At 65.7% G+C, this 20,208-nt stretch carries 18 protein-coding genes; 5 read left to right on the top strand and 13 right to left on the bottom strand.

Annotation, left to right across the window (positions count from 1 at the left end):
* From J1N60_RS19220 to J1N60_RS19210, 3 genes are all read right to left on the bottom strand, one after another.
* Complete coding sequence (locus tag J1N60_RS19220) at positions 1 to 684, bottom strand: DUF2110 family protein (protein WP_312909590.1); 684 nt, start codon at positions 682 to 684, stop codon at positions 1 to 3.
* Positions 684 to 1,208: a transcription factor gene (locus J1N60_RS19215; RefSeq protein WP_254158196.1), complete on the bottom strand. Its 525-nt coding sequence runs from the start codon at positions 1,206 to 1,208 to the stop codon at positions 684 to 686. The genes J1N60_RS19220 and J1N60_RS19215 overlap by 1 nt, the downstream gene beginning before the upstream one ends.
* 157 nt (positions 1,209 to 1,365) lie before the next feature.
* Positions 1,366 to 1,920: a tRNA (cytidine(56)-2'-O)-methyltransferase gene (locus J1N60_RS19210; RefSeq protein WP_312909589.1), complete on the bottom strand. Its 555-nt coding sequence runs from the start codon at positions 1,918 to 1,920 to the stop codon at positions 1,366 to 1,368.
* A gap of 171 nt (positions 1,921 to 2,091) precedes the next feature.
* Between J1N60_RS19210 and J1N60_RS19205 the strand changes: the two genes are divergently transcribed.
* Entirely contained in the window at positions 2,092 to 2,322 is a 231-nt protein-coding gene (locus tag J1N60_RS19205; protein WP_312909588.1) for a DUF8119 family protein, read from the top strand.
* A 133-nt stretch (positions 2,323 to 2,455) separates the two neighbouring features.
* On the opposite strand, the gene J1N60_RS19200 is transcribed toward J1N60_RS19205, so the two are convergent.
* From J1N60_RS19200 to J1N60_RS19170, 7 genes are all read right to left on the bottom strand, one after another.
* On the bottom strand, positions 2,456 to 2,923 hold the full coding sequence (locus J1N60_RS19200) for a universal stress protein (RefSeq protein ID WP_312909587.1): 468 nt from the start codon (positions 2,921 to 2,923) through the stop codon (positions 2,456 to 2,458).
* Between the two features lie 2 nt (positions 2,924 to 2,925).
* Complete coding sequence (locus J1N60_RS19195; protein ID WP_312909586.1) at positions 2,926 to 4,644, bottom strand: VC_2705 family sodium/solute symporter; 1,719 nt, start codon at positions 4,642 to 4,644, stop codon at positions 2,926 to 2,928.
* The gene (locus tag J1N60_RS19190; protein ID WP_312909584.1) at positions 4,641 to 5,093 is read right to left on the bottom strand and encodes a DUF4212 domain-containing protein; all 453 of its coding nucleotides are present in this window, start codon (positions 5,091 to 5,093) and stop codon (positions 4,641 to 4,643) included. Before J1N60_RS19190 ends, J1N60_RS19195 begins: the two co-directional genes overlap by 4 nt.
* Before the next feature lie 74 nt (positions 5,094 to 5,167).
* Positions 5,168 to 7,141 (bottom strand): acetate--CoA ligase, encoded by a 1,974-nt coding sequence (gene acs / locus J1N60_RS19185; RefSeq protein ID WP_312909583.1) that lies wholly within the window; start codon positions 7,139 to 7,141, stop codon positions 5,168 to 5,170.
* 228 nt (positions 7,142 to 7,369) lie between these two features.
* A complete protein-coding gene (locus tag J1N60_RS19180) occupies positions 7,370 to 9,523 on the bottom strand; it encodes a bacterio-opsin activator domain-containing protein (protein WP_312909582.1) in 2,154 nt (717 codons plus the stop codon).
* Between the two features lie 170 nt (positions 9,524 to 9,693).
* Entirely contained in the window at positions 9,694 to 11,658 is a 1,965-nt protein-coding gene (acs, locus tag J1N60_RS19175; RefSeq protein ID WP_312909581.1) for an acetate--CoA ligase, read from the bottom strand.
* A gap of 136 nt (positions 11,659 to 11,794) precedes the next feature.
* Positions 11,795 to 12,871 carry a KaiC domain-containing protein gene (locus J1N60_RS19170; protein ID WP_312909580.1) on the bottom strand — a complete coding sequence of 359 codons (1,077 nt, stop codon included), beginning with the start codon at positions 12,869 to 12,871 and terminating at the stop codon, positions 11,795 to 11,797.
* Positions 12,872 to 13,084: 213 nt separating this feature from the next.
* Here J1N60_RS19170 and J1N60_RS19165 point away from each other — a divergent pair, with 213 nt between their 5' ends.
* Positions 13,085 to 13,915, top strand: a complete 831-nt coding sequence (locus J1N60_RS19165; protein WP_312909579.1) for an NAD(+)/NADH kinase — start codon at positions 13,085 to 13,087, stop codon at positions 13,913 to 13,915.
* A gap of 7 nt (positions 13,916 to 13,922) precedes the next feature.
* Here J1N60_RS19165 and J1N60_RS19160 read toward each other — a convergent pair whose 3' ends face one another.
* The 3 genes from J1N60_RS19160 to aroA form a co-directional block, all read right to left on the bottom strand.
* Positions 13,923 to 14,660, bottom strand: a complete 738-nt coding sequence (locus J1N60_RS19160; RefSeq protein ID WP_312909578.1) for a DsbA family oxidoreductase — start codon at positions 14,658 to 14,660, stop codon at positions 13,923 to 13,925.
* Positions 14,661 to 14,719: 59 nt separating this feature from the next.
* Positions 14,720 to 15,550 carry a DNA-directed RNA polymerase subunit epsilon gene (locus tag J1N60_RS19155; RefSeq protein ID WP_312909577.1) on the bottom strand — a complete coding sequence of 277 codons (831 nt, stop codon included), beginning with the start codon at positions 15,548 to 15,550 and terminating at the stop codon, positions 14,720 to 14,722.
* A gap of 272 nt (positions 15,551 to 15,822) precedes the next feature.
* Positions 15,823 to 17,115, bottom strand: a complete 1,293-nt coding sequence (gene aroA / locus J1N60_RS19150) for a 3-phosphoshikimate 1-carboxyvinyltransferase (RefSeq protein WP_312909576.1) — start codon at positions 17,113 to 17,115, stop codon at positions 15,823 to 15,825.
* Between the two features lie 102 nt (positions 17,116 to 17,217).
* Between aroA and trpC the strand changes: the two genes are divergently transcribed.
* From trpC to trpA, 3 genes are read left to right on the top strand one after another with little or no spacing between them, the layout of a single operon-like run.
* Positions 17,218 to 18,003 carry an indole-3-glycerol phosphate synthase gene (gene trpC / locus J1N60_RS19145; RefSeq protein WP_312909575.1) on the top strand — a complete coding sequence of 262 codons (786 nt, stop codon included), beginning with the start codon at positions 17,218 to 17,220 and terminating at the stop codon, positions 18,001 to 18,003.
* Positions 18,000 to 19,352: a tryptophan synthase subunit beta gene (trpB, locus tag J1N60_RS19140; RefSeq protein WP_312909574.1), complete on the top strand. Its 1,353-nt coding sequence runs from the start codon at positions 18,000 to 18,002 to the stop codon at positions 19,350 to 19,352. Before trpC ends, trpB begins: the two co-directional genes overlap by 4 nt.
* Positions 19,349 to 20,191: a tryptophan synthase subunit alpha gene (trpA, locus tag J1N60_RS19135; protein ID WP_312909573.1), complete on the top strand. Its 843-nt coding sequence runs from the start codon at positions 19,349 to 19,351 to the stop codon at positions 20,189 to 20,191. The genes trpB and trpA overlap by 4 nt, the downstream gene beginning before the upstream one ends.
* Positions 20,192 to 20,208 lie beyond the last annotated feature (17 nt).

Below are 20,208 nucleotides of genomic sequence, written 5' to 3'. Positions count from 1 at the left end.
TCAGGGAACGACGCAGCGCAACTCCGCCGGCAGGTACGAGCCGATGCTCGAGAGTAGCCCCGGCGGGTCCGTGTCGTCCGTACAGATGACGCTCTGCTCGAGTAAGCCCAGCCGTTCGACCGTGACGTAGTCCTGGGCGTGGCCGGCGCGATTGAGCGTCGCCCGGACCTCCGCGCGGGTCGCGCTGTTGACGTTCAGGCGGCCGGCCCCGCGCGTCCACTCGAAGAGGCGGTCGCGTTCGGCGTCGGCCAGCCGCGATCCGTCCGCCTCGTCCGGCCGGTAGACGAACTGCAGTGGCAGGTGCTGGACCAGGCCGAAGCGCTCTCTGACCTGTGCGGGTGATCCCGGTCCCAGGCCCAGCTGGTCGGCCGGGATTCGAACCCCGGTCTCGGTTCCGACGTCGAGGACGAACCCGTCGTCGTCCCACGATTCGAGCGTGCCGACGTAGGTTTCCCCGGCCTCGAGGTCGGGGACTATTTCGCCCCACTCCTCGCGGAGGACGTTGCGGGCGACGACGGCGTCCTCGCCCTCGATCGTGACGGAGGGGAAGTCGTCGTGTCGGACGCCGAGCTCGAACTCGACGTCGAGTTCGCCGATCTCGTTGTCGACCAGCGATCGCAGGGAATCCAGCGCCCGCTGGCGGGCATCGCCGTCGACGTACAGTTTGGTTGCGAGGACGACCATCAGGCGGTGGATTCGACGTTGAGTTCGTCCTCGAGGGCGTCGAGGCGGTCGTCCATCGCCCGGACGAGCCGGCTGTTGTCCATCGATTCGACGGGCGAGCCACACTCGGGGCACTCGAAGCCGAAGTCCATCGCTTCGCCGAACTCGAAGCGAATCGAACAGATCTCACAGAGGTAGAACTCGTGGTTCTGCTCGTACTCCCGACGGTCGAGGAGGGCGTCGTAGAGCCGGTAGAGCTCCTCCTCGAGGTTCTCCGGGATGTTCTCGTACTCGAACGTCCAGAGGTAGGTGAGCCAGCCGGAATCCTCGTCGCGGAGGCGACGGTAGGTGGCGAGGTCGTTCTCGTACAGGATGAACAGCGCCCGCCGCACGTCGTTCAGTTCGAGGTCCAGCGTCTCGGCGAGTTCCTCGTCGGTCACCTCTCCGTCCGGCGGTGCCGCCGCGACGGGCATCCCCTTGGGACCGACGAGCTCGTGTAAGTACTTCTGGATAACCGGGTCCTCGAGCAGGTCCTCAAAAGCCATTACCCCGTACTAATCGCATGCGGCCATTAAGTCTTGTTACTCAATGCTCGTTATTCGGTACGCTGTCCACGACGCTGTCTACCGTGTCGGCGTCGAACCGCGAGTTTGTGTCTCTCGAGTGTGGGTGTCCTGGTTTGGGGCTACCTGTCTCTGACCCTCACTCCTCGTCGGCCGAAACGACCCGCTTACCTGTCTCCATCGGAACCACGCGTCGATCCGCGTCTTCCCACTCGCACTCGAGCTCGCACCCCTCGAACAGGCGGTCGAGGAAGACGGCCAGCCCCGCGACCTCGGAGTGAGGCTGATTCGTCACGCCGACGTTCCAGTCGGCCTCCTCGTAGACGTCGAAGGGCACCTTCTCGGCGCCGACGACGACCAGGAGGGGGTCGCCGTCCTCGTGGTGGGCCGTTCGAACGGCGTCCTCAACGTCCTGGACGCGCTCGCCGTACATCGTGAGGTGGACCACCTTGCCGTCCCACCCGCGGATGACGCCCTGGGGGGAATCGGTTAACTCGACCGCGAACGGCCCGCCGAAGCGCTCGGTGATGTCCGCGACCGTCTCGAGGGACTGGCCGGCGTTGTCCGGGAGGAGGACGCGGTCGGCACCCAGCGCCCGGGCCGTCAGGCCGACGTGGGTCGTCATTCGCTCGTCTCGCCCGGGGCGGTGGCCGAGTCGGAGGACGGCGACCTCGGGGTTGCGACGCTCGTTCATACGAACGCGTAGCTTGCTGGGACATATGTGCGTTCGGATCCGTACTCGCTCCGGCTCGAGACCGCTCGTGGACGCTGGCCGAGAGCCGCTTCGGCGGTAGCTTTTTGCTCACACCGGGACACACACCGGCATGCACTCGACGGGATCGTTGGCGGCGCAGGGTGACTCACGATGAAACCGGGCACGTGGCTCGAGACCGCCCGCGAGGAGCGGTGGGGAATACTGGTGGATCTGCTGTTCGCGATCATTTGGGTGACGATCGTCGAGCTCATCTTCAGCGCCCTCGAGGGGCCAACCTGGGCGTACTACGCGCTCATGCTCGCGGGAATCGTCGCCTACTTCGCGTTCGTCTGGAATCTCGAACTGGCCCGGGAGTGGTACGGCTCCGGCGAGAAGCGGTGAGGGTGGGGGCGGGGTTCTCGAGGTCGTCACCGAACGTGAGCCGAAGATCATTTCGAACGCGAACCGTAGTCTCGAGATCACTGCTACTGAGCGATGAAAACACGAAAAACGGAACGGGTTACCGGGGCTACCGTTATTCGTCGACCGACTTCCGGGCGTCGACGACGAGCACCGGAACGGTCGTCGACCGCAGGGTCCGTTCGGTGACGCTACCCAGCAGGGCGCGTCTGACCCCGGAGCGACCGTGGCTGCCCATGACGACGAGGTCGATATCGTTGTCCTCGACGTAGTCGGCGATCAGGGCGTGCGGTCGACCGCCCGAGTAGTGTTCGACCACCGAGATGCTCCTCGCCTCGGCGAGGTCGCGAACGTACCCGGTCGCGGCTTCCGCCTTCTCGCGAAGCTCGGTCATGCCCTGGAAGTTGCCCTGCCGAAGTCGATCCACCTGCTCGGTGCCCAGTCCGTAGGCCACCGCGTCGGTGTCGACGACGTACAGCGCGTGTACCTCCGCGCCGTACTTCTCCGCTAAGTCGAGCCCGTGCTCGACCGCTACCTCCGCCACGCTGCTACCGTCCGTCGGGATGAGTATGCGTTCGTACATCGTTAGTCGTCCGCCGGCGTTGGTCCGCCGCCGTTCTTCTCAGCGACCACGTCGGCCGCCGTCTTGTCTTTGGGCATCGGTTCCGGACTGTGACACTGCCTGACCATCTGCTTGGTCTCGAGGGGCGGTTCTGCAGTGACCAGCGAAACGGCGATGGTGACAGCGAAGACGACCGGAACGCCGATCAGTCCGGAGCCGATGGCAGGCATCCACGTCTCGAGGAACCCGATTCCCCAGGGCGTGGTCTGGAAGTGTCCCTCGTTGAACATCGGAATGAGCCAGACGATCAGTCCGGTCGACATTCCGGCGAGCGCTCCCGGACGATTGGTGTTCTCCCACCAGAGTCCGAGGAAGAACATCGGGAACAGCACGATGGCCGCGAGCGAGAACGCGAAGCCGACCAGCGCCGCGATGGGCTGGGCCGGGTTGAGCGAGAACAGGATCGTCAGCACGCCGAGCGCGACGATGCTCAGTCTGCCGACGAGGACCTGTTGACGCTGGGTCGCGTCGGGGTTGATGATGTTCGCGTAGATGTCGTGCGAGATGGCCGACGAGCCGGCAATGAACAGTCCGGCGACCGTCGCGACCGCCGCGGCGATACCGCCCGCAGCGACGAAACCGACGAGCCAGGTCGGCAGACCTGCCAGTTGTGTCGCCAGCACGACGATGACGTCTCCAGCCTCGCCGCTCATACCGGGATCACCGTACGCCGGGCGGACTTCGTTACTGTAGAGATCGGTCCCAAACGCCGCGTACGCGGGTGCCGACAGGTACAGCAGACAGATGAAGAACAGCCCCCAGGTGCACGACCAGCGTGCGGTTCGTTCGTTCTCGACCGTGTAGAATCGAACCAGCACGTGGGGGAGTCCGCAGGTCCCGAAGATTAGACTGAACGCCGTCGCGACCCACAGGTAGTAGCTTCCGCCCGCGAACGGATCGTAGAACTCGCTGCTGAGTTCGGTAATCAACGCGCCGTACTCGAGCTGTGGCAGGAACGTCGAGTAGCCCGCCGTCCACCCGGTAACCAGCACGCCGATCAGGAACGCGCCGATGAGGATGACGTACTGGAGAACCATGGTCTTGGTCGCCCCGAGCATCCCCGACAGCGACAGGTAGGCAATGGTGATGACCATGAAGATGATCATCATCGCCTGGTAGCCGCTTAGCCCCGGAATCCCGGGATCGCCGAGGATGTACAGGCCGACGAGTCCCATCCCTCGGGCCTGCCCGAGCGCGTAGACGAACCCGATCAGGAACGTGGTGACCGCCGCGATGGCCCGGGCGGCGTCGGAGTTGAATCGATCGCCGACGAAGTCCGGTGCGGTGTACTTTCCGAAGCGACGCATCTGGGCTGCCAGGAAGATGAGCAGAACGAAGTAGCCGGTTGTCCAGCCGACGACGAACGCCAGGCCGTAGACGCCCGACAGCGCGATGAGAGCGGCCATACCGAGGTACGACGCCGCCGACATCCAGTTCGAACCGATGGCCATGCCGTTCTCGATGTTCCCGATCGAGCGCCCAGCGACCCACATGTCCGACGTATCTGCCACCTTGTAGAAGACGCCGGCCGCCAGAAACAGCCCCATCATCGCGATGACGATGATCGCCGGGATCGGTTTAAATCCGATGTTCAGCCCTTCGGGAAGCAATTCTTCGTCTCCCTGCAGGAGGATAGATGTGTCCCCGATCAGCGAGAGCACGGTGAACGCGAGACCGTTCATCGATCGACACCTCCGTCGGTCGCCGCCGGCTCCGAACTGGTGTCGGTCTGGGTCGTTTCTGGCGCCTGTATCTGCTCGATTCCGTACTTCTCGTCGATCTTGTCGCGCTTACGCACGTACCAGACCGATAACAACAGCGCACCGCCTGGTCCGACGATCGCGATCAGGAAGTAGTGAAGCGGAAACCCCAGTCCCGGAATCGTCTGGGTCATCACGCCTGGGGCCAGCCGCGTCGCGGTGATCGGTCCGAAGACGATCACCGCCCAGAGGGCGAATCCCGACAGAATGACCCTGTTGTGATCCCGCATGAACGGGGTTCCCGGCTTCAGCAGGTTAATCTCGACGTCCAGGTAGTCGATCTCCTTCTCTCGTTCGACGTCCGAACGGCCGCCATCGGTCGCGACGGTCCGTTCTTCGTTCTCCGGTTCGTGAGTGGTATTATCTGGCATTGTATCGTTCGTGTATCGTGTGCTGTGATTGTGGTCTCGATAATCGATAAGCGGTGATCTACCCAGGCCCCTCCTCAGTCGTCCCCAACCTGGGCAGCGATGTCCTCGACGACGTCCGGATTCCGGAGCGTCGAGGTGTTACCGAGTTCGTTGCCCGAGGCGATGTCCTCGAGCAGGCGGCGCATGATCTTGCCCGACCGGGTCTTGGGGAGTTCGGGCGTGACGATGACTTCTTCGGGCCGGGCGATAGGTCCGATAGCGTCCTCTACCCCCTCTACGATGCGCGACTCGAGGCTGTCGTCGTCCGCGTATCCGTCTTCGGGGATGACGTAAGCGTAGACGGCTTCGCCTTTGATGTCGTGGTCGCCGCCGACGACGGCGGCTTCGGCGACGCCCTTGACGCCGACGATGGCGCTCTCGATTTCCATGGTGCCCAGGCGGTGCCCGGAGACGTTGATGACGTCGTCGACGCGTCCGAGGATGGTGATGTAGCCGTCGTCGTCGATTTTCGCGCCGTCTTCGGGGAAGTACACCCACTCGTCGCTCTCTTCGTCGGAGTACTCCTGCCAGTATTCCGAGAGGAAGCGCTCGTCGTTGTTGTACAGCGTGCGCAGCATCCCCGGCCAGGGGTTATTCACGGTGAGGTAGCCGGCGTTGCCAGCCTCGACCTGATCGCCGCTGGCGTCGACGATTCGGGCGTCGATGCCGGGCAAGGGAGGCCCCGCGGAACCGGGTTTCATCTCGCCGATGCCGGGGAGCGTAGTGATCATCATCCCGCCGGTCTCGGTCTGCCACCAGGTGTCGACGATGGGGCACTCGCCGTCGCCGATGTGGTCGTAGTACCACTGCCAGGCGCGGGGGTTGATCGGTTCGCCCACGGTCCCGAGGAGGCGCAGACTCGAGAGGTCGTGTTCTTCTGGGTACTGCTTGCCCCACTTCATGAACGCCCGGATGGCGGTGGGCGCCGTGTAGAAGATGTCGACATCGTTTTTCTCGACCAGTTCCCAGAGCCGGTCTTTCTCGGGGTAATCCGGGGTGCCCTCGTACATCACGGTGGTCGTCCCCAGCGCGAGCGGGCCGTAGACGATGTAGGAGTGGCCGGTGATCCAGCCGATGTCGGCCGCACACCAGTAGGTGTCTTCGGGTTTGACGTCCAGCACCGCGTGGGAGGTCCAGGCGGCGTACGAGAGGTAACCCCCCGTGGTGTGTTTCACCCCTTTGGGCTGGCCGGTCGTACCCGAGGTGTACATCAGGAACAGCATGTCCTCGGCGTCCCTCGAGACCGGCTCGACCGGCTCGCCTTCGTGAGCCTCGACGAGTTCGTCGTAGTCGCGCTGGTTCTCACCCAGCGAGTGCGAGTGATCGTCGCCGAGGCGGTCGACGACGACCGTCTCGACGTCGTGATCGACGCCCTCGAGTCCCTCGTTGGCCTTCGAGAGGTGGTCGAGGCCGTCCCCGCGGCGGTAGTAGCCGTCGCAGGTGACGAGGTACTCGCTGTCGGCGGCGTTCATCCGCGTCGCGAGCGCGTCGGCGGAGAAGCCCGCGAACACCACCGAGTGAGGTGCGCCGATGCGGGCACACGCGAGCATCGCGATGGGGAGTTCGGGGATCATCGGCAGGTAGAGGGTGACGACGTCGTCCTCCTCGACGCCTAACTCCCGCAACGAAGCAGCGAACGCCTCGACCTCGTGCAGCAGGTCGCTGTAGGTGTAAGTGCGCGTCTCGCCTAACTCGCCCTCCCACTTGATCGCCGCCCGATTCTTCGCGCCGTCCTCGACGTGGCGGTCCAGACAGTTGTACGACGCGTTGAGTTCGCCGCCGGTGAACCACCGATAGAACGGCGCGTCGTCGTCCTCGAGGACGGTATCGTACTCCTGGTTCCAGGAGAGCAGGTCCGCAGCGCGCTCCCAGCACCCCGGCCAGTTCTCCTCGAACTCCTCGTAAATCCCCGGATCGCTCACGTTCGCTTGCTCGACGAACGACGACGGTGGTTCGTATGTCTCCCCCTCGGCTAACCGTGCCTCGAGTTCAGGTTCTTCCTGTGCCATGTTACACTACAGCAATACGAGATAAGGGGGGTAAATACCGACTCTAGGTGAGCAAAATCACGCCAGATGGGAAGCTCGAGTAATCAGTCGAATGAGGTTAATTTGGCGATTATTTTGGGTATTTGGGGGCGGAATATATTCTGGGCACAACCCGAACGTGTTCGAGACGAGTATCTCCAACTGTCAGGACAGCGCGTGGGCGACGAGCGACTTGCGGTATCTAGACAGTTAGGGCCGGTCGTCGAAGAACGTCCGCAACAGTTCGTGCTGGCCTTTCCTGAGGTGGTTGTGCAGGGTCGGTGAGGAGACGTCCATCGCGTCGGCGATCTCCTCGGCCGTGCTTTCACGAGGCCAGTCGTAGTAGCCGCCGAAGTACGCCGCTCGAAGCGCGGCCTCCTGGCGGTCGGTGAGTCGCTCCTCCAGGCCCGTTCGAAACGCGCGGGCCGTCTGGACGGAGCGCTCGACCTGGCGCTTTCCGACGAGCTCCGACGCGGGAAACGCTGCGCACAGGCCATCGACGACGGTTCTGACGTCTGTATCGCTCGCGCACTCGGCCGTGATCGTCGTCGTCCCGTCCCTGGTCACCGACTCGAGTACGGTCACGCCGTACTCCATCAGCGTGAGCGCCGGCGAGGAGCCCTCGACGACGAACTCGAGGCGGCTGCCGTCCGCGTAGGTGTCGATCACCCGGCACTCTCGAATGCCGGCGTCCGATTCGGCGTGCTCGAAGACCGCTGCCGGGGTGGCGTCGGTGACGTGGACGTAGTACAGCTGGGTGTGGTCGTCGATGGGGACGAGCGAGTCGAGTTCGAACCGACAGTCGAGTCGGGCGCTGGCGTCGACGAAGAACGACGCCGCGTCCCGGCAGGCGAACTCGAGTTCGATCACCGCGTCGGAGAGCAGGAGGTTGCGTCGCCGGACGGCCGCGATAGTGTGACCGACCTGGGAACCGAGGGTCTCGAGCCAGGCCCGTTCCCGTTCGTCGACCGTCTCGCGCGCTGTTCCAAGGATCAGCGTCCCGTAGACGGTGTCGCCGTAGCGGACGGGAACCGCGAGGAGCGCCCCGTCGAAATCGTCGATCGAGACGTTCGTCTGGACGCTTCCGTCGTCCAGGTCGCCGTGGTTCACTTCGTCGGCTTCCTCGAGGACCGTCTGCAAGTGCTCGATCGTCGCGTCCTCGAGGCCGCTCGCGGCGTACCACTCCCGGCGGGTTCGCGAGGCGGTCGTTCGGTCGATCCAGGCGAATTCGTACGGCCCCTCGTCGACGAGTGCGCGACAGACCGCTGTTTCGACGGTCTCGTGCGTCGAGGCCTCGAGCAGCGCGTCCGTGACCGCTCGAGCGGGTTCGAACCGCTGCCGATGGTCAGGGGTCGAGTCCTGGCACGAGAGAACGACGAACCCCCGGTTCCCGTCGGCGACGAGAGGGACGATCGTCTCCATCACGTGCACCTGCGACCCGTCCGCTCGGCAGCGCCACCCGTCGACGTCGACCCCGTCTTCGTCGTGCACGGTCTCGAGCAGTCGGTCGGGAACGCCCTCGTCGACGGCCGCGTCCGGAAAGAGGATTCGGACGTGTGAGCCGATCACGTCCGCCGCCGCGTAGCCGAAGCAGTCGGCTGCCCCCTCGCTCCAGCGGTCGATACGTCCGTCTGCGTCGAGGCGGAACCAGGCATATCGGTCGGAGTGCTCGAGCGCGTCTCGCAGCGTGTCTGCCGTCGAATTCCCCGCCGATTCATTCGCTCGTTCCTCTACCGGTCGACCACCGTTCGAGAGGGCCGAGGGGATCGACGGTCGATCCGGCGGGCCCCCCGTTTCGAGCGGCTCGAACGCTCGAACCAGCTCGTCGGGCGTCGGGCTGGGGAGGTAGGGCTCGAGTGCCTCGAAACTCTGCCAGCCACCGGCAGCCTTGACGGCTTGTGGGTTATGAGTTTCGCGAAGTGAGCGTTTCGCGAAAAAGCGTCGCAGATCGCTCGAGGAGACGGTCTCGAGCGTCGGATCGTCGAATCGCTCGCTCGCCCGGGTGCTCACCTCGGCGACGAGCATCTGGACGCGACGCGGCGTGACGGGAACGAGGCGGTCGTCGTCGCCAATGCCGTTGCCGTGGGCGTACTGGCGAAGCGCTCGTTCGACGCGAGTCGGGAGGTAGGCGACTCGAGCGACATCGTCGCTCGACTCCGTCGAGGCGGGAACGGCGAGCCCGTATCGTGGTGGATCGGCGCGAAGCTGTCGGACGCAACCCGGCGTCAATCGGACGACCTCCGCCGGGCGAAGGCCGACGTCGCCGCACAACCGAACGACGAGGGCCTCGCGGTGGGTTTCGGCGGTGTTCAACAGCGCCTCGTACCGAGTCGTCGTCAGCACCGCCGATCCATCGACGGACATGCTTCGTGATATCTTCTAACACGAATATAAGTGTGGCCTTTTCACGCGACGTAATCGCTTGGACCGGCGCCATCACTGCTCGAGGTGGCCTCGTTATCGTTCGAGTCGGCCGATAGACGACCAGGATCCGTCTCTGCCATCGATTTCGCTTCTCCGGAAACGACGAAACACTATAGATCGCGAACCGCCGACTGGATCTCCCCGACGATCTCCGGATTTCGCAACGCGCTCGTGTCGCCCAGCGGTTCGTCGTTCGTCACGTCCTCGAGCAGGCGGCGCATGATCTTGCCCGAGCGAGTCTTTGGCAACTCGGGCGTGAACACGACGGTTTCGGGTCGGGCGATGGGCCCGATCTCGGTCTCGACGGCCTCGAGAATCCGTTGTTCGAGAGCGTCGCCGTCGTCGGTGGCCCCTTCGGTACTCACGTAGGCGTAGACGTCGCCTCCGTTGGACCCGCCGACGACGGCCGCCTCGGCGACACCCTCAACGCCGGCGATGGCGGACTCGAGTTCCATCGTGCTGACTCGCTGGCCGGCGATGTTGAGCACGTCGTCGACGCGCCCGAGGATCGTGAGGTAGCCGTCCTCGTCCATCCGGGCGGCGTCGCCACTGGCGTAGCGCCACTCGCCGGCGTCGGGGTCGGAAAATTGCCGCCAGTACTCCGCGACGTACCGCTCGTCGTCGTCGTAGAGCGTCTCGGCCATCCCCGGCCACGGTCGCCCGAGCGTCAGGTACCCTCTCTCACCGGGGTCGACCACGGTGCCGTCGCCGTCGAGCAGGTCGACCTCGATGCCGGGCAACGGCGGCCCCGCGGATCCCGGCTTCATCTCGTCGACGCCTGGTACCGTCGAAATCGCGATGCCGCCGGTCTCGGTCTGCCACCAGGTGTCGACGATGGGGCACTCCCCGCCGCCGACGTGCTCGCGATACCAGTGCCAGGCTCGCGGGTTGATCGGTTCGCCGACGCTCCCGAGTAACCGGAGGCTCGAGAGGTCGTGGCGTTCGGGGTACTGTTTCCCCCACTTCATGAACGCGCGGACGGCCGTCGGCGCCGTGTAGAAGACGTCGACAGCCATTCGCTCGACGATCTCCCAGAGCCGGTCGCGGTCGGGGTAGTCAGGCGTCCCCTCGTACATCACGGTGGTCGTCCCCAGCGCGAGCGGGCCGTACACGATGTAGGAGTGGCCGGTGATCCAGCCGATGTCGGCCGCACACCAGTAGGTGTCCTCGGGTTTGATGTCGAGGACGGAACGGGCGGTCCAGGCCGCGTAGGCCAGATAGCCGCCGGTGGAGTGGACGACGCCCTTCGGTTCGCCGGTCGTTCCCGAGGTGTACATGAGAAAGAGCATGTCCTCCGCATCGCGCGAGACCGGCTCGACCGTCTCCCGGGAGTGGGCCTCGAGCAACGCGTCGTAATCGTACTCGTCCGAGCCGAGGACGTGTGGGAGTTCCTCCTCGAGACGGTCGACGACAACGGTCGTGATGTCCGCGTCGACCGAGAGAACGGCGTTGTCGGCCTTGCTCTTCTGGTTGAACGCGTCGCCGCGGCGGTAGTAGCCGTCACAGGTGAGCAGGTACTCGCTGTCGGCGGCGTCCATCCGGGTCGCCAGCGCGGCCGCCGACAGCCCGGCGAAGACGACTGAGTGGGGGGCGCCGATTCGGGCACAGGCGAGCATCGCGATCGGGAGTTCGGGGATCATCGGGAGGTAGATCGTCACGACGTCGTTCTCTTCGACGCCCAGCTCGCGCAGGGCCGCCGCGCACTCGTTCACCTCGACGTAGAGCTCCCGGTAGGTGAACGTCCGGCGCTCGCCGTCTTTTCCCTCCCAGCGAATCGCCGCGTGGTTCTTCCGGCCTGACTCGAGGTGGCGATCGAGGCAGTTGTACGAGGCGTTGAGCGTTCCGCCGGGGAACCAGCGATAGAAGGGCGGGTTCTCGTCGTCGAGGACGGCCACGTAGGGGTCGTCCCACTCGAGCAACTCACCGGCTCGATCCCAGCAGTCGGGCCACGTCCGCTCGAAGGCGTCCGTGAGGTCCTCGTCGACGTTCGCCTGCTCGACGAAGGACGTCGGTGACGATTGGCTCGGCTCGTCGCTCGAGGTCCCGTCGTTCGGAACCTCGTCTCTGTCTCCCATTCTAGGTGAATCTGATGGAAGTGAAACGAATAAGCGTTCTGTCGGCGGCGAACGAGCGCGTCGATCGATACCAGCTTGTCGGGCGCTCACGTGGAAAGGGGAGGGAAGAGGGCAGGAGCGGGAGACGAGGAGAGGATCAGAACAGGTTGGCCTGCTGGTATACCGACAGCCCCTCACTCGTGATCTCGTACGGTTTCTTCTCCCGGGAGTGGTTCGCGTCCCGGATCTTCTGGATCTCGATCGCCAGCCGCGTCTCCCGGAAGTCGTCCGGGCGCACGTACTGCAGGACGAACACGGCGTCGGTGAGGTACTCGACGATCCCGTACCGGGAGGCGTACGGCGAGGTTTCCGATACCTCGCTCGTCAGCATCGCCGTGACGCCCGCTTCCTTGAGGCTGCGCGTGAAGTCGTAGATCTCGTTGCGGCGCTTCGCCCGGTCCTCGTACATCATCTCGAGCAGCGAGACGGAGTCGAGGACGAGTCGCGACGCGCCGAAGTCCTCGATGAGTCGAGGCAGGTCGTTCCGGATAGAAGTGAGGCTGTTCGCCATCTCGATCGGGTCAACGCCGACGACCGCGAGCTGGCCCGTCTCGACGTACTCGTCGAAGGGGTAGCCCTTCTCGGTGGCGCTGTTGATCACCCGTTCGCGACTCTCCTCGAGCGTGATGAACACGGCGTTCTCGCCGCACTCGAGGCCGTAGTGGAGGAACTGGAGGCCGAACGTGGTCTTGCCGGTGCCGGCGGGCCCCATCGCGACCATGAGCGTGCGTTCGGGGACGCCACCCTGGATCATTCGGTCGAGGCCGTCGATTCCCAGGTCGATCCGCGGTAACTCGCTGTCGACGTCCGCGTCGAAATCGGTTTCTTCCGGTCCACCGAGGTCGAAGTCGAGGTCGTCGAAGCCGTTCGGCCCTGTCTGGGCGTCTCCCGAAAATCCCGTATCGGCGCCGACGTCCGGCACCTCGACGTTGTCGAGGGCGCTGCCGAAGTCCTCGTCGAACAGCGAGGTCGAGGAGTCGTCCGAGTCGTCGGAACCTTCGATTTCCGAGTCGTCGGAGCCTTCGATTTCCGAGTCGTCGGAACCCTCGATTCCCGAGTCGTCGACACCGTCTTCTGCTCGCTCGTCGCCCACCGTTTCCTCGCCGTCGTCGGTCTCGGTTTCGCGTTCCTCGAGGGCGCGCTCGAACCAGTCGTCCTCGAGGTCCTCACCCATCGTAACCACTCCGCAGGGGGGTTCGCGTCCGGGGTTGGGGGTCGGCAGGGTGGTCCATGGTGTCGTCGCGTTCGGGCGGTGACGTTCGTTTCCGGGGAAACGCCCCAGAACGATGAATGTTGTTGCCGCCTTGGCCAACCTGGAACTCGTTGCCGTCCCAGCCCGAAACTGGATAGGATGGGTTTTTGCCCGCGGAGACGCTACCCGGCAGGTATGGGAGTCGACGTCGGCATTGTCGCTCAGCGAGGGAACGACCGGGCACAGCGACTCGCGGCCTCGCTCATCCGGACCGTCCACGACCACGGTGACCACGCCGTCGTCGACGAGGCGACCGGACGGGCAATCGACGCGGATTCTGCCCCGCTCGAGGCGATGAACGACTGCGCGTTCGTCGTCAGCATCGGTGGCGACGGGACGTTCCTCTTTACGGCCCGCGAGGCCGGCGGCGCCCCCCTGGTCGGCGTCAACCTCGGCGAGGTCGGCTTTCTGAACGCCATCTCTCCCGCCGACGCCGTCGAGACGGTCGAGACGTTGCTCGAGGAAGCCCACGAAACGGGATCGATCACCGGTCGTTCCGTCGCCCGCCTGACAGCAACCGGCAACGGTTGGACGCTCGCACCGGCGCTCAACGAGGTCGTCGTCCACGGCCCGAAGCGGGGGCCGGCGGGTGGGGTCGACGTCGAAGTCGCAGTCGACGGCGAGACCTACACCACGAGCCGGGCCGACGGCGTCCTCGTCTCGACGGCGACCGGCTCGACGGCCTACAACCTGAGTGAGGGAGGCCCGCTGGTTCGGCCGACCGTCGACGCGTTCGTCGTCACGCAGATGTGTGCGACCGAGGCGATGCCCCCGCTGGTCGTCGGGGCCGAGAGCGAAATCACGCTCACAGCCTCGGGCGCCGAGACGGCCTGGGCGATCAGCGACGGGCGCAATCGACAGCCACTGGACCTGCCCGAGACGATAACGGTCCGGGCTGCCGACGATCCGATCACGCTGGCGGGGCCGTCGGTGAACTTCTTCGACGCGCTCGAGAAACTCGAGTGAGCGCGGACTACTGGCTGCTGACTTCCGCTCCGTCCTCGCCTTCGACCAGCCGCTCGAGGTGTTCGGGCGGAACCGCACCCTGGGCGGCGTAGCCGTCGTAGACGAACGTCGGGACGCCACGAACGCCGGCTCGGCCCGCCTCCGAAAACAGCTCCTCGAGGCGTGATCGAAGGCGCTCGTCTTCATCTTCGTCTTCGTCATCGAGTGCCTCCCGAACGACGTCGCTGGAGACGCCGACCTCGTCGGCGATTTCGAGCAGGACGTCGTGGTCGCCGATGTCGCGGCCGTCCTGCCACAGGGTGTCGTAGATCGCGACGTCGAACGCCTCCCAGCGCTCGGGCACGGCGGAGGCGACGGCCAATGAGGCGAGCTGGGCGTCGTAGGAGTCGACCTCGATGGCGAGGTCCTGAACCATCTCGACGTCGTAGCGCTCCTGGAGTCTGCGGACGTTCTCTCTGGCCTGCTCAAAGTACTCGTCGTCCTTGCCGTCGTCGGCGTCGTGATCGATCGAGCCGTCGGGGTTTCGCTTCCCGCGTCGGAGGTCGAACGGGTGCCAGTCGATGGCGAGCGGTTCCGCCCGGGACTCCCGGTAGCGCTCGAGGGACTGGCGCCCGAGGTAACAGAACGGGCAGACGTAGTCCGCGTAGAGAGTGATTGTGTCCGGCCCGTCGCCGGTACTCGCTCCGGAGTCGTTCGACTCGAGGCCGCGCTCGTCGTCGATCGGGCTCGACTGGTCGGTGGTCATCGTGCGTGGTAGGGTCGCCGTCCACAAAAGGGCCGCCCCGCTCGAAGCCGTTGCCGGTATCACTCGTCGTGGAATTCACCGTGGAACTCGTCGCCCGCGTCGTCGATGTCGGCGTCGGTACCGGCATCACTCGTCGCATTCTCGTTACCCGAGTCATCCTCGCTTGTCGCGTCGTCTGCCTCGACGGATTCCGTCACGCCCGTCGGCAGGTTCGGATCGCGGTAGGGCGTCCGTCCGTAGGCCGGGAGCTCGCCCTCGAGTTGTCCCTTGAGTACGCGGCGAAGTCGGTTGAGACTCGTCGTATCGAGCCCGTGGCGGGCCGCGAGTCGTTCGAACGTCGGGTCGTCGGTGATGTCGTGGGCGCGGTACTGGCCGAACAGTTCTTCCATCCGCTCGGGCGAGAGTTCGCTCACGTCCACGTCGTCGAGGCCGAAGTACGCGCGCCGGTCGACGTCGACGACGTGACGGATCACCACCAGTGCGACCGTCGCGATGGCGCGCTGGCTCCCGAACGCGGTGAGGTCGATTTCGTCCATCACGCCGAGTGCCAGATCCCGCTGCCACGGCGTCAACTCGAGGGCGTTACAGAACGCCTGGGTCGTCCGCAACCGGTCGAGACGGTGGGCACGCTCGGCGTAGCCGGGTGTCGCGGGGTGCTGCTCGTCGTGGAGTCGACGGACGCTCGACGAGAGGTCCGTCCCGGGCGAGTCGGGTCGACCGATGACGGTCGCACTCGGGGTGATGACGCCCCACTGGCGAACGGTGGCGTCGCGCTGGTGAGCGGCCCGCGAGAGCGACCCCGAGCCGGGACGGGTTTCGATTTCCCGCTCGCCGTCGTCGCCACTCGGTCGCTCGAGCCTGGCTCCCTGCGGCACGCCGTTCGGACTCATCCTCGTGCGTGGATGGAACGTTGACGGTGAAAAACCCTCGCTCGCGTTCTCCTCGAGTGATAGGTTCGTACTCTGGCCGCGAAGCTACCACTATGGAGAGGGAAACGTCGGCGCCGCCAAAATGCCCTTCATAGCTATACCTTGTGACGAGAGGTACTTAATGGAATTCGCGTATTGGCGACCCCTCGTTTGGCCCGCTCTGTCGAGTCGATCAGCCGTTCGAGACCGTCTCACGCTCGAGATTCGACGTAGCTATTTTCTCGAGGCTCGACCTACGCTGACCGCTCGAGTCTCACTCCCAGATCGTAGAGCACGTCGAAGAACGACGGGAACGAGACGTCGACGTGTTCGGCGCCCTCGATCCGCGTCTCGCCCGCTGCCTGGAGAGCGGCGACAGCCAGCGACATGACGATCCGGTGGTCGCCCCGACCGTCGACCGCCGCGCCCTCGAGCGAGGAGTCGCTGCCGTGGACGGTCAGGGACTCGCGCTCCTCCGTCGTCCGCACGCCCATCTTTCCCAGTTCTTCGGCCATCGCGCTCACGCGGTCGGTCTCCTTGTAGCGGACGTGCTCGGCGTCCGTGATGTGGGTGTCGCCCTCGGCGACGGCGCCCAGGACCGCGATTGTCGGTAGCAGGTCGGGCGTGTCCGCGACCGACACCTCGACGCCCTCGAGGTCACTCCGGGAGACCTCGAGGATCCCTTCCCCGTGGTCCCAGACCACGTCGGCGCCCATGCGCTCGAGGATCTCGAGGATGGCGCTGTCGCCCTGTGCGCTCGGGTAGACGCCGCGGACGCGGACGCTTTCGTCGCCGGCGACGGCCCCGGCGGCGGCCAGGTACGAGATCGAAGAGAAGTCGCCCGGAACGTGGTAGGCGCCGTCCGCAGCCTCGTAGGACTGGTCGCCGTCGACGGCGAAGCCGTCGTCCGTCCGTCGGGCGGTGACACCGAAGTCGTCGAGCACCTCGAGAGTCACGTCGACGTAGGGTGCGGACTTGAGTTCCGTCTCGAGGGCGACCTCGAGGCCGTCCTCGAGCAGGCTGCCGGCCATCAGCAGGGCCGACACGTACTGCGAGGAGACGTCGCCGGGGATCGAGACGCGGTTTCCAGAAACGGGACCGGTCACGACCAGCGGCGCCTGGCCGTTCCCGCGCGTGCTGAACGCCTCGCCGCCGAGGTCGTCGATCGCCTCGAGCAGCGGTCCCTGCGGGCGCGAGCGAAGCGATTCGTCGCCCGTGAGGACGGTCGTCCCGTCGGCCAGCGCTGCTGTCGCGGTTACCAGGCGCATCGTCGTGCCGCTGTTGGCGCAGTCGATCACGTTGTCCGGGACGCTTGGCCGACCGTCGAACCCAGAGACCTCGAGTCGCTCGTCGCCCGCCCGCAGGACGTCCCCGCCGAAGGCCTCGACGGCGCGTGCAGTCGCTTTCGTGTCGGCCGACCAGAGCGGATCGTGGACGGTCGCCTCGTCGGCGTAGCCCGCAGCCAGGATGGCCCGGTGGGTGTAACTCTTCGATGGCGGCGCGCGGGCGGTCCCGCGAACGCTCGAGGGCGAGAGGGTGACGTGCATGCTCGTCGTGTGGTGGACGGGGCATAATACGGTACCGGTGGGCTGGATATTTGCATGCGTCCCGCAAGCCTTATGTATAGAATAGTACATTGATGTACGATAATGGAAACCACTGGTGACCTCGCGCCGCCCGTCCGGTCGATCCTCGAGTCGGCCGGGGAACGCGGCGGGGCCGACGCGGTTCTCGACGTCGACCCGCGCTCGTTCTCACGCGCGCTCGAACGGGCCGAAGCCGATGGACGGGTGCCGATCATTGCGGAAGTAAAGCCGACGAGCCCCACGAGCGACAGGGTTCGGGACGACGATCCGGCTACCCTCGCCCGGGAGATGGTCGCGGGCGGGGCGACGACTATCTCCGTCCTCACCGAACCGACTCACTTCGGCGGTTCCGCTGACGCGCTTCGAGACGTTCGAACGGCCGTCGACGTTCCCGTGTTGCGCAAGGACTTCGTCCTCGAGGAAGCCCACCTCGATCTCGTGGAAGCCGATCTCGTGCTCTTGATCGCCCGCTTCGTCGACGACCTCGCAGGGCTGCTCGCGGCCGCGCGGGACCGAGGGTTTCAGGTCCTCGTGGAGGTCCACGACCGGACGGAACTCGAGACGGCTCTCGAGGCGGGCGCCGACATCGTGGGCGTGAACAACCGTGATCTGGCTCGCCTCGAGGTCGACCTCGAAACCTTCGAGTCGGTCGCGCCCCACGTCCCCGACAACGTGACGCTGATCGCCGAGAGCGGGATTTCGACGCCCGACGACGTCCGTCGAATGCGCGACGCGGGAGCCGACGCGCTGCTCGCCGGGAGCGCGATCATGGACCACGCGGGCGAAACCGACGGTGACGTACGAGCGAACACCCGACGACTGACGACGGCAGAGGCAGATACGACATGACCGAATTAGAGACGAGCGACGACGGCACCGAACGCACTCCATCCGCGCACGAGACCGAAACCGAACACGAGGGGGACGATCGATCTCTCGAGGACGGAAGCTTCGGCCGCTTCGGCGGTCAGTACGTCCCCGAGGCGCTGATGCCCGCCCTCGAGGAACTCGAGGACGCCTACCGGCGCTACGTCCTCGAAAACGAGGACGGCTTCATGGACGAGTTCCGGCAACGACTTCGGGACTTCGGCGGACGCCCGACGCCACTCCAGCGGGCCGATCGACTCAGCGAGCGCTACGACCGTGACGTGTACCTCAAGCGCGAGGACCTGGTCCACGGGGGCGCGCACAAACTGAACAACGCCCTCGGACAGGTCCTGCTCGCGAAGTACATGGGTAAGGAGCGAATCATCGCCGAGACGGGCGCCGGCCAGCACGGTACGGCGACCGCGATGGCCGCCGCCCATCTGGACATGCCCTGCGAGATCTACATGGGTCGAACGGACGTGAACCGCCAGCGACCCAACGTCTTCCGAATGCGGATCAACGGCGCCGAGGTGAACCCGGTCGATGCGGGTCGCGGAACGCTCAAGGAAGCCATCTCGGAGACGATGCGCGACTGGTCCCAGACGGTCGAGGATACCCACTACGTCATCGGCTCGGTCGTCGGCCCCCACCCGTTCCCGGCGATGGTCCGGGACTTCCAATCGGTGATCTCCGAAGAGGCGCGCGAGCAGTGTCTCGAGCAGATCGGCTCGCTCCCAGACTCTGTTCTTGCGTGTGCGGGCGGCGGGTCGAACACGATGGGGGCGTTTCACCACTTTACCGCCGACGAGTCCGTGTCGCTGTACGCCGTCGAAGCCGGCGGCTCCTCGCTCGAGGTCGACGAAGATGCAGGAGTCGCCCCCAACTCCGCGACGCTCTCGACGGGCACAGAGGGCGTCCTCCACGGCGCACGAACGCACCTCCTGCAGGACTCCCACGGCCAGATCATGGAGTCACACAGCGTCTCCGCCGGACTCGACTACGCTGGCGTCGGCCCCGAACTCGCGCACCTCGTCAAAACGGGGCGGGTGACGCCCGTGACCGTCGACGACACCGCCGCGCTCGAGGCCTTCCACTGCCTCTCGACCGAGGAGGGGATCATCCCGGCGCTCGAGACGGCCCACGCATTCGGGTTCCTGCACGAAGCGGCTGGGCGCGACGACGCGGACGAAGTGCTGGGAGACTCGGTCGTCGTCACCGTCTCCGGCCGCGGCGACAAGGACCTGGAAACGGTGATCGAGGAGACGGAAAAACGAGGGCTCGAGGCCGCGCCCGACCTGTCGGTCTTCGCGAGCGAGGGGGGACTGCGATGAGTGACCGCATCGATGCGGCGTTCGCCGACGGCCCCGCGTTCGTCCCGTACCTCGCGGCGGGCGATCCGACCTACGAGGCCTCCCTCGAGTACGTCGAGGCCCTGGACCGGGGTGGCGCGGACGTGATCGAACTCGGCCTCCCCTTCTCGGAGCCGATCGCGGAGGGACCGACGATCCAGGAGGCCGTGATCCGGGCGCTCGAGGGCGGGATGACGCCCGAGCGCTTCTTCGAGTTTGTCGAGGATCTCGAGGTCGAGGCGCCGCTGGTGTGTATGACCTATTACAATCTGATCTACCAATTTGGCGAAGAACGAGGGCCCAGATCGTTCGTCGAACGCGCCGCCGAGGTCGGCCTCGAGGGATTCGTCGTCCCTGACCTGCCCGCCGAGGAGGCCGACCCGCTGCGTGAGGCCTGCGACGAGTTCGGTCTCGATCTGATCTTCATCGTCGCGCCGACCACCCACGGCGAGCGCCTCGAGCGGATGCGCGAGCGCGTCTCGGGGTACGTCTACGTTCAGGCGAGACTCGGGACGACCGGCGCGCGCGAGGACGTCTCCGATCAGACAGGGACGAGCCTCGAGCGACTGGCCAACTGGGACGTCCCGAAGGCGGTCGGCTTCGGCATCAAGACGGGCGAGCACGCCGAGCGCATCGTCGCCGCGGGGGCCGACGGAATCATCGTCGGGAGCGCCCTGGTCGACATCGTTGCCGAGGGCCACGAAACCGGGAAATCGACCGCCGAGACCGCGGCCCGCCTCGAGGTGAGGGCTCGCGAACTCGCCGAGGGCGCCACCCGCGGGGCGAACCCGGAAAACGTACCGCAACCAGAACAGCCATAACCACCAGTTTGCTACAC

Source organism: Natronosalvus caseinilyticus (assembly GCF_017357105.1).
Taxonomy (GTDB): domain Archaea; phylum Halobacteriota; class Halobacteria; order Halobacteriales; family Natrialbaceae; genus Natronosalvus; species Natronosalvus caseinilyticus.
Note: the sequence above shows the minus strand (reverse complement) of the source record. Positions and strands in the feature narration are given on the sequence as shown.

Coding starts and splice junctions, on each gene's coding strand:
- J1N60_RS19205 (WP_312909588.1), top strand. CDS start 2,092: ATGAAACCGGGCACGTGGCTCGAGACCGCCCGCGAGGAGCGGTGGGGA.
- J1N60_RS19215 (WP_254158196.1), bottom strand. CDS start 1,208: ATGGCTTTTGAGGACCTGCTCGAGGACCCGGTTATCCAGAAGTACTTA.
- J1N60_RS19195 (WP_312909586.1), bottom strand. CDS start 4,644: ATGAACGGTCTCGCGTTCACCGTGCTCTCGCTGATCGGGGACACATCT.
- J1N60_RS19170 (WP_312909580.1), bottom strand. CDS start 12,871: ATGGGTGAGGACCTCGAGGACGACTGGTTCGAGCGCGCCCTCGAGGAA.
- trpC (WP_312909575.1), top strand. CDS start 17,218: ATGGAAACCACTGGTGACCTCGCGCCGCCCGTCCGGTCGATCCTCGAG.
- J1N60_RS19165 (WP_312909579.1), top strand. CDS start 13,085: ATGGGAGTCGACGTCGGCATTGTCGCTCAGCGAGGGAACGACCGGGCA.
- acs (WP_312909583.1), bottom strand. CDS start 7,141: ATGGCACAGGAAGAACCTGAACTCGAGGCACGGTTAGCCGAGGGGGAG.
- J1N60_RS19210 (WP_312909589.1), bottom strand. CDS start 1,920: ATGAACGAGCGTCGCAACCCCGAGGTCGCCGTCCTCCGACTCGGCCAC.
- J1N60_RS19200 (WP_312909587.1), bottom strand. CDS start 2,923: ATGTACGAACGCATACTCATCCCGACGGACGGTAGCAGCGTGGCGGAG.
- J1N60_RS19155 (WP_312909577.1), bottom strand. CDS start 15,550: ATGAGTCCGAACGGCGTGCCGCAGGGAGCCAGGCTCGAGCGACCGAGT.
- J1N60_RS19190 (WP_312909584.1), bottom strand. CDS start 5,093: ATGCCAGATAATACCACTCACGAACCGGAGAACGAAGAACGGACCGTC.
- acs (WP_312909581.1), bottom strand. CDS start 11,658: ATGGGAGACAGAGACGAGGTTCCGAACGACGGGACCTCGAGCGACGAG.
- trpB (WP_312909574.1), top strand. CDS start 18,000: ATGACCGAATTAGAGACGAGCGACGACGGCACCGAACGCACTCCATCC.
- J1N60_RS19220 (WP_312909590.1), bottom strand. CDS start 684: ATGGTCGTCCTCGCAACCAAACTGTACGTCGACGGCGATGCCCGCCAG.
- J1N60_RS19160 (WP_312909578.1), bottom strand. CDS start 14,660: ATGACCACCGACCAGTCGAGCCCGATCGACGACGAGCGCGGCCTCGAG.
- trpA (WP_312909573.1), top strand. CDS start 19,349: ATGAGTGACCGCATCGATGCGGCGTTCGCCGACGGCCCCGCGTTCGTC.
- J1N60_RS19180 (WP_312909582.1), bottom strand. CDS start 9,523: ATGTCCGTCGATGGATCGGCGGTGCTGACGACGACTCGGTACGAGGCG.
- aroA (WP_312909576.1), bottom strand. CDS start 17,115: ATGCACGTCACCCTCTCGCCCTCGAGCGTTCGCGGGACCGCCCGCGCG.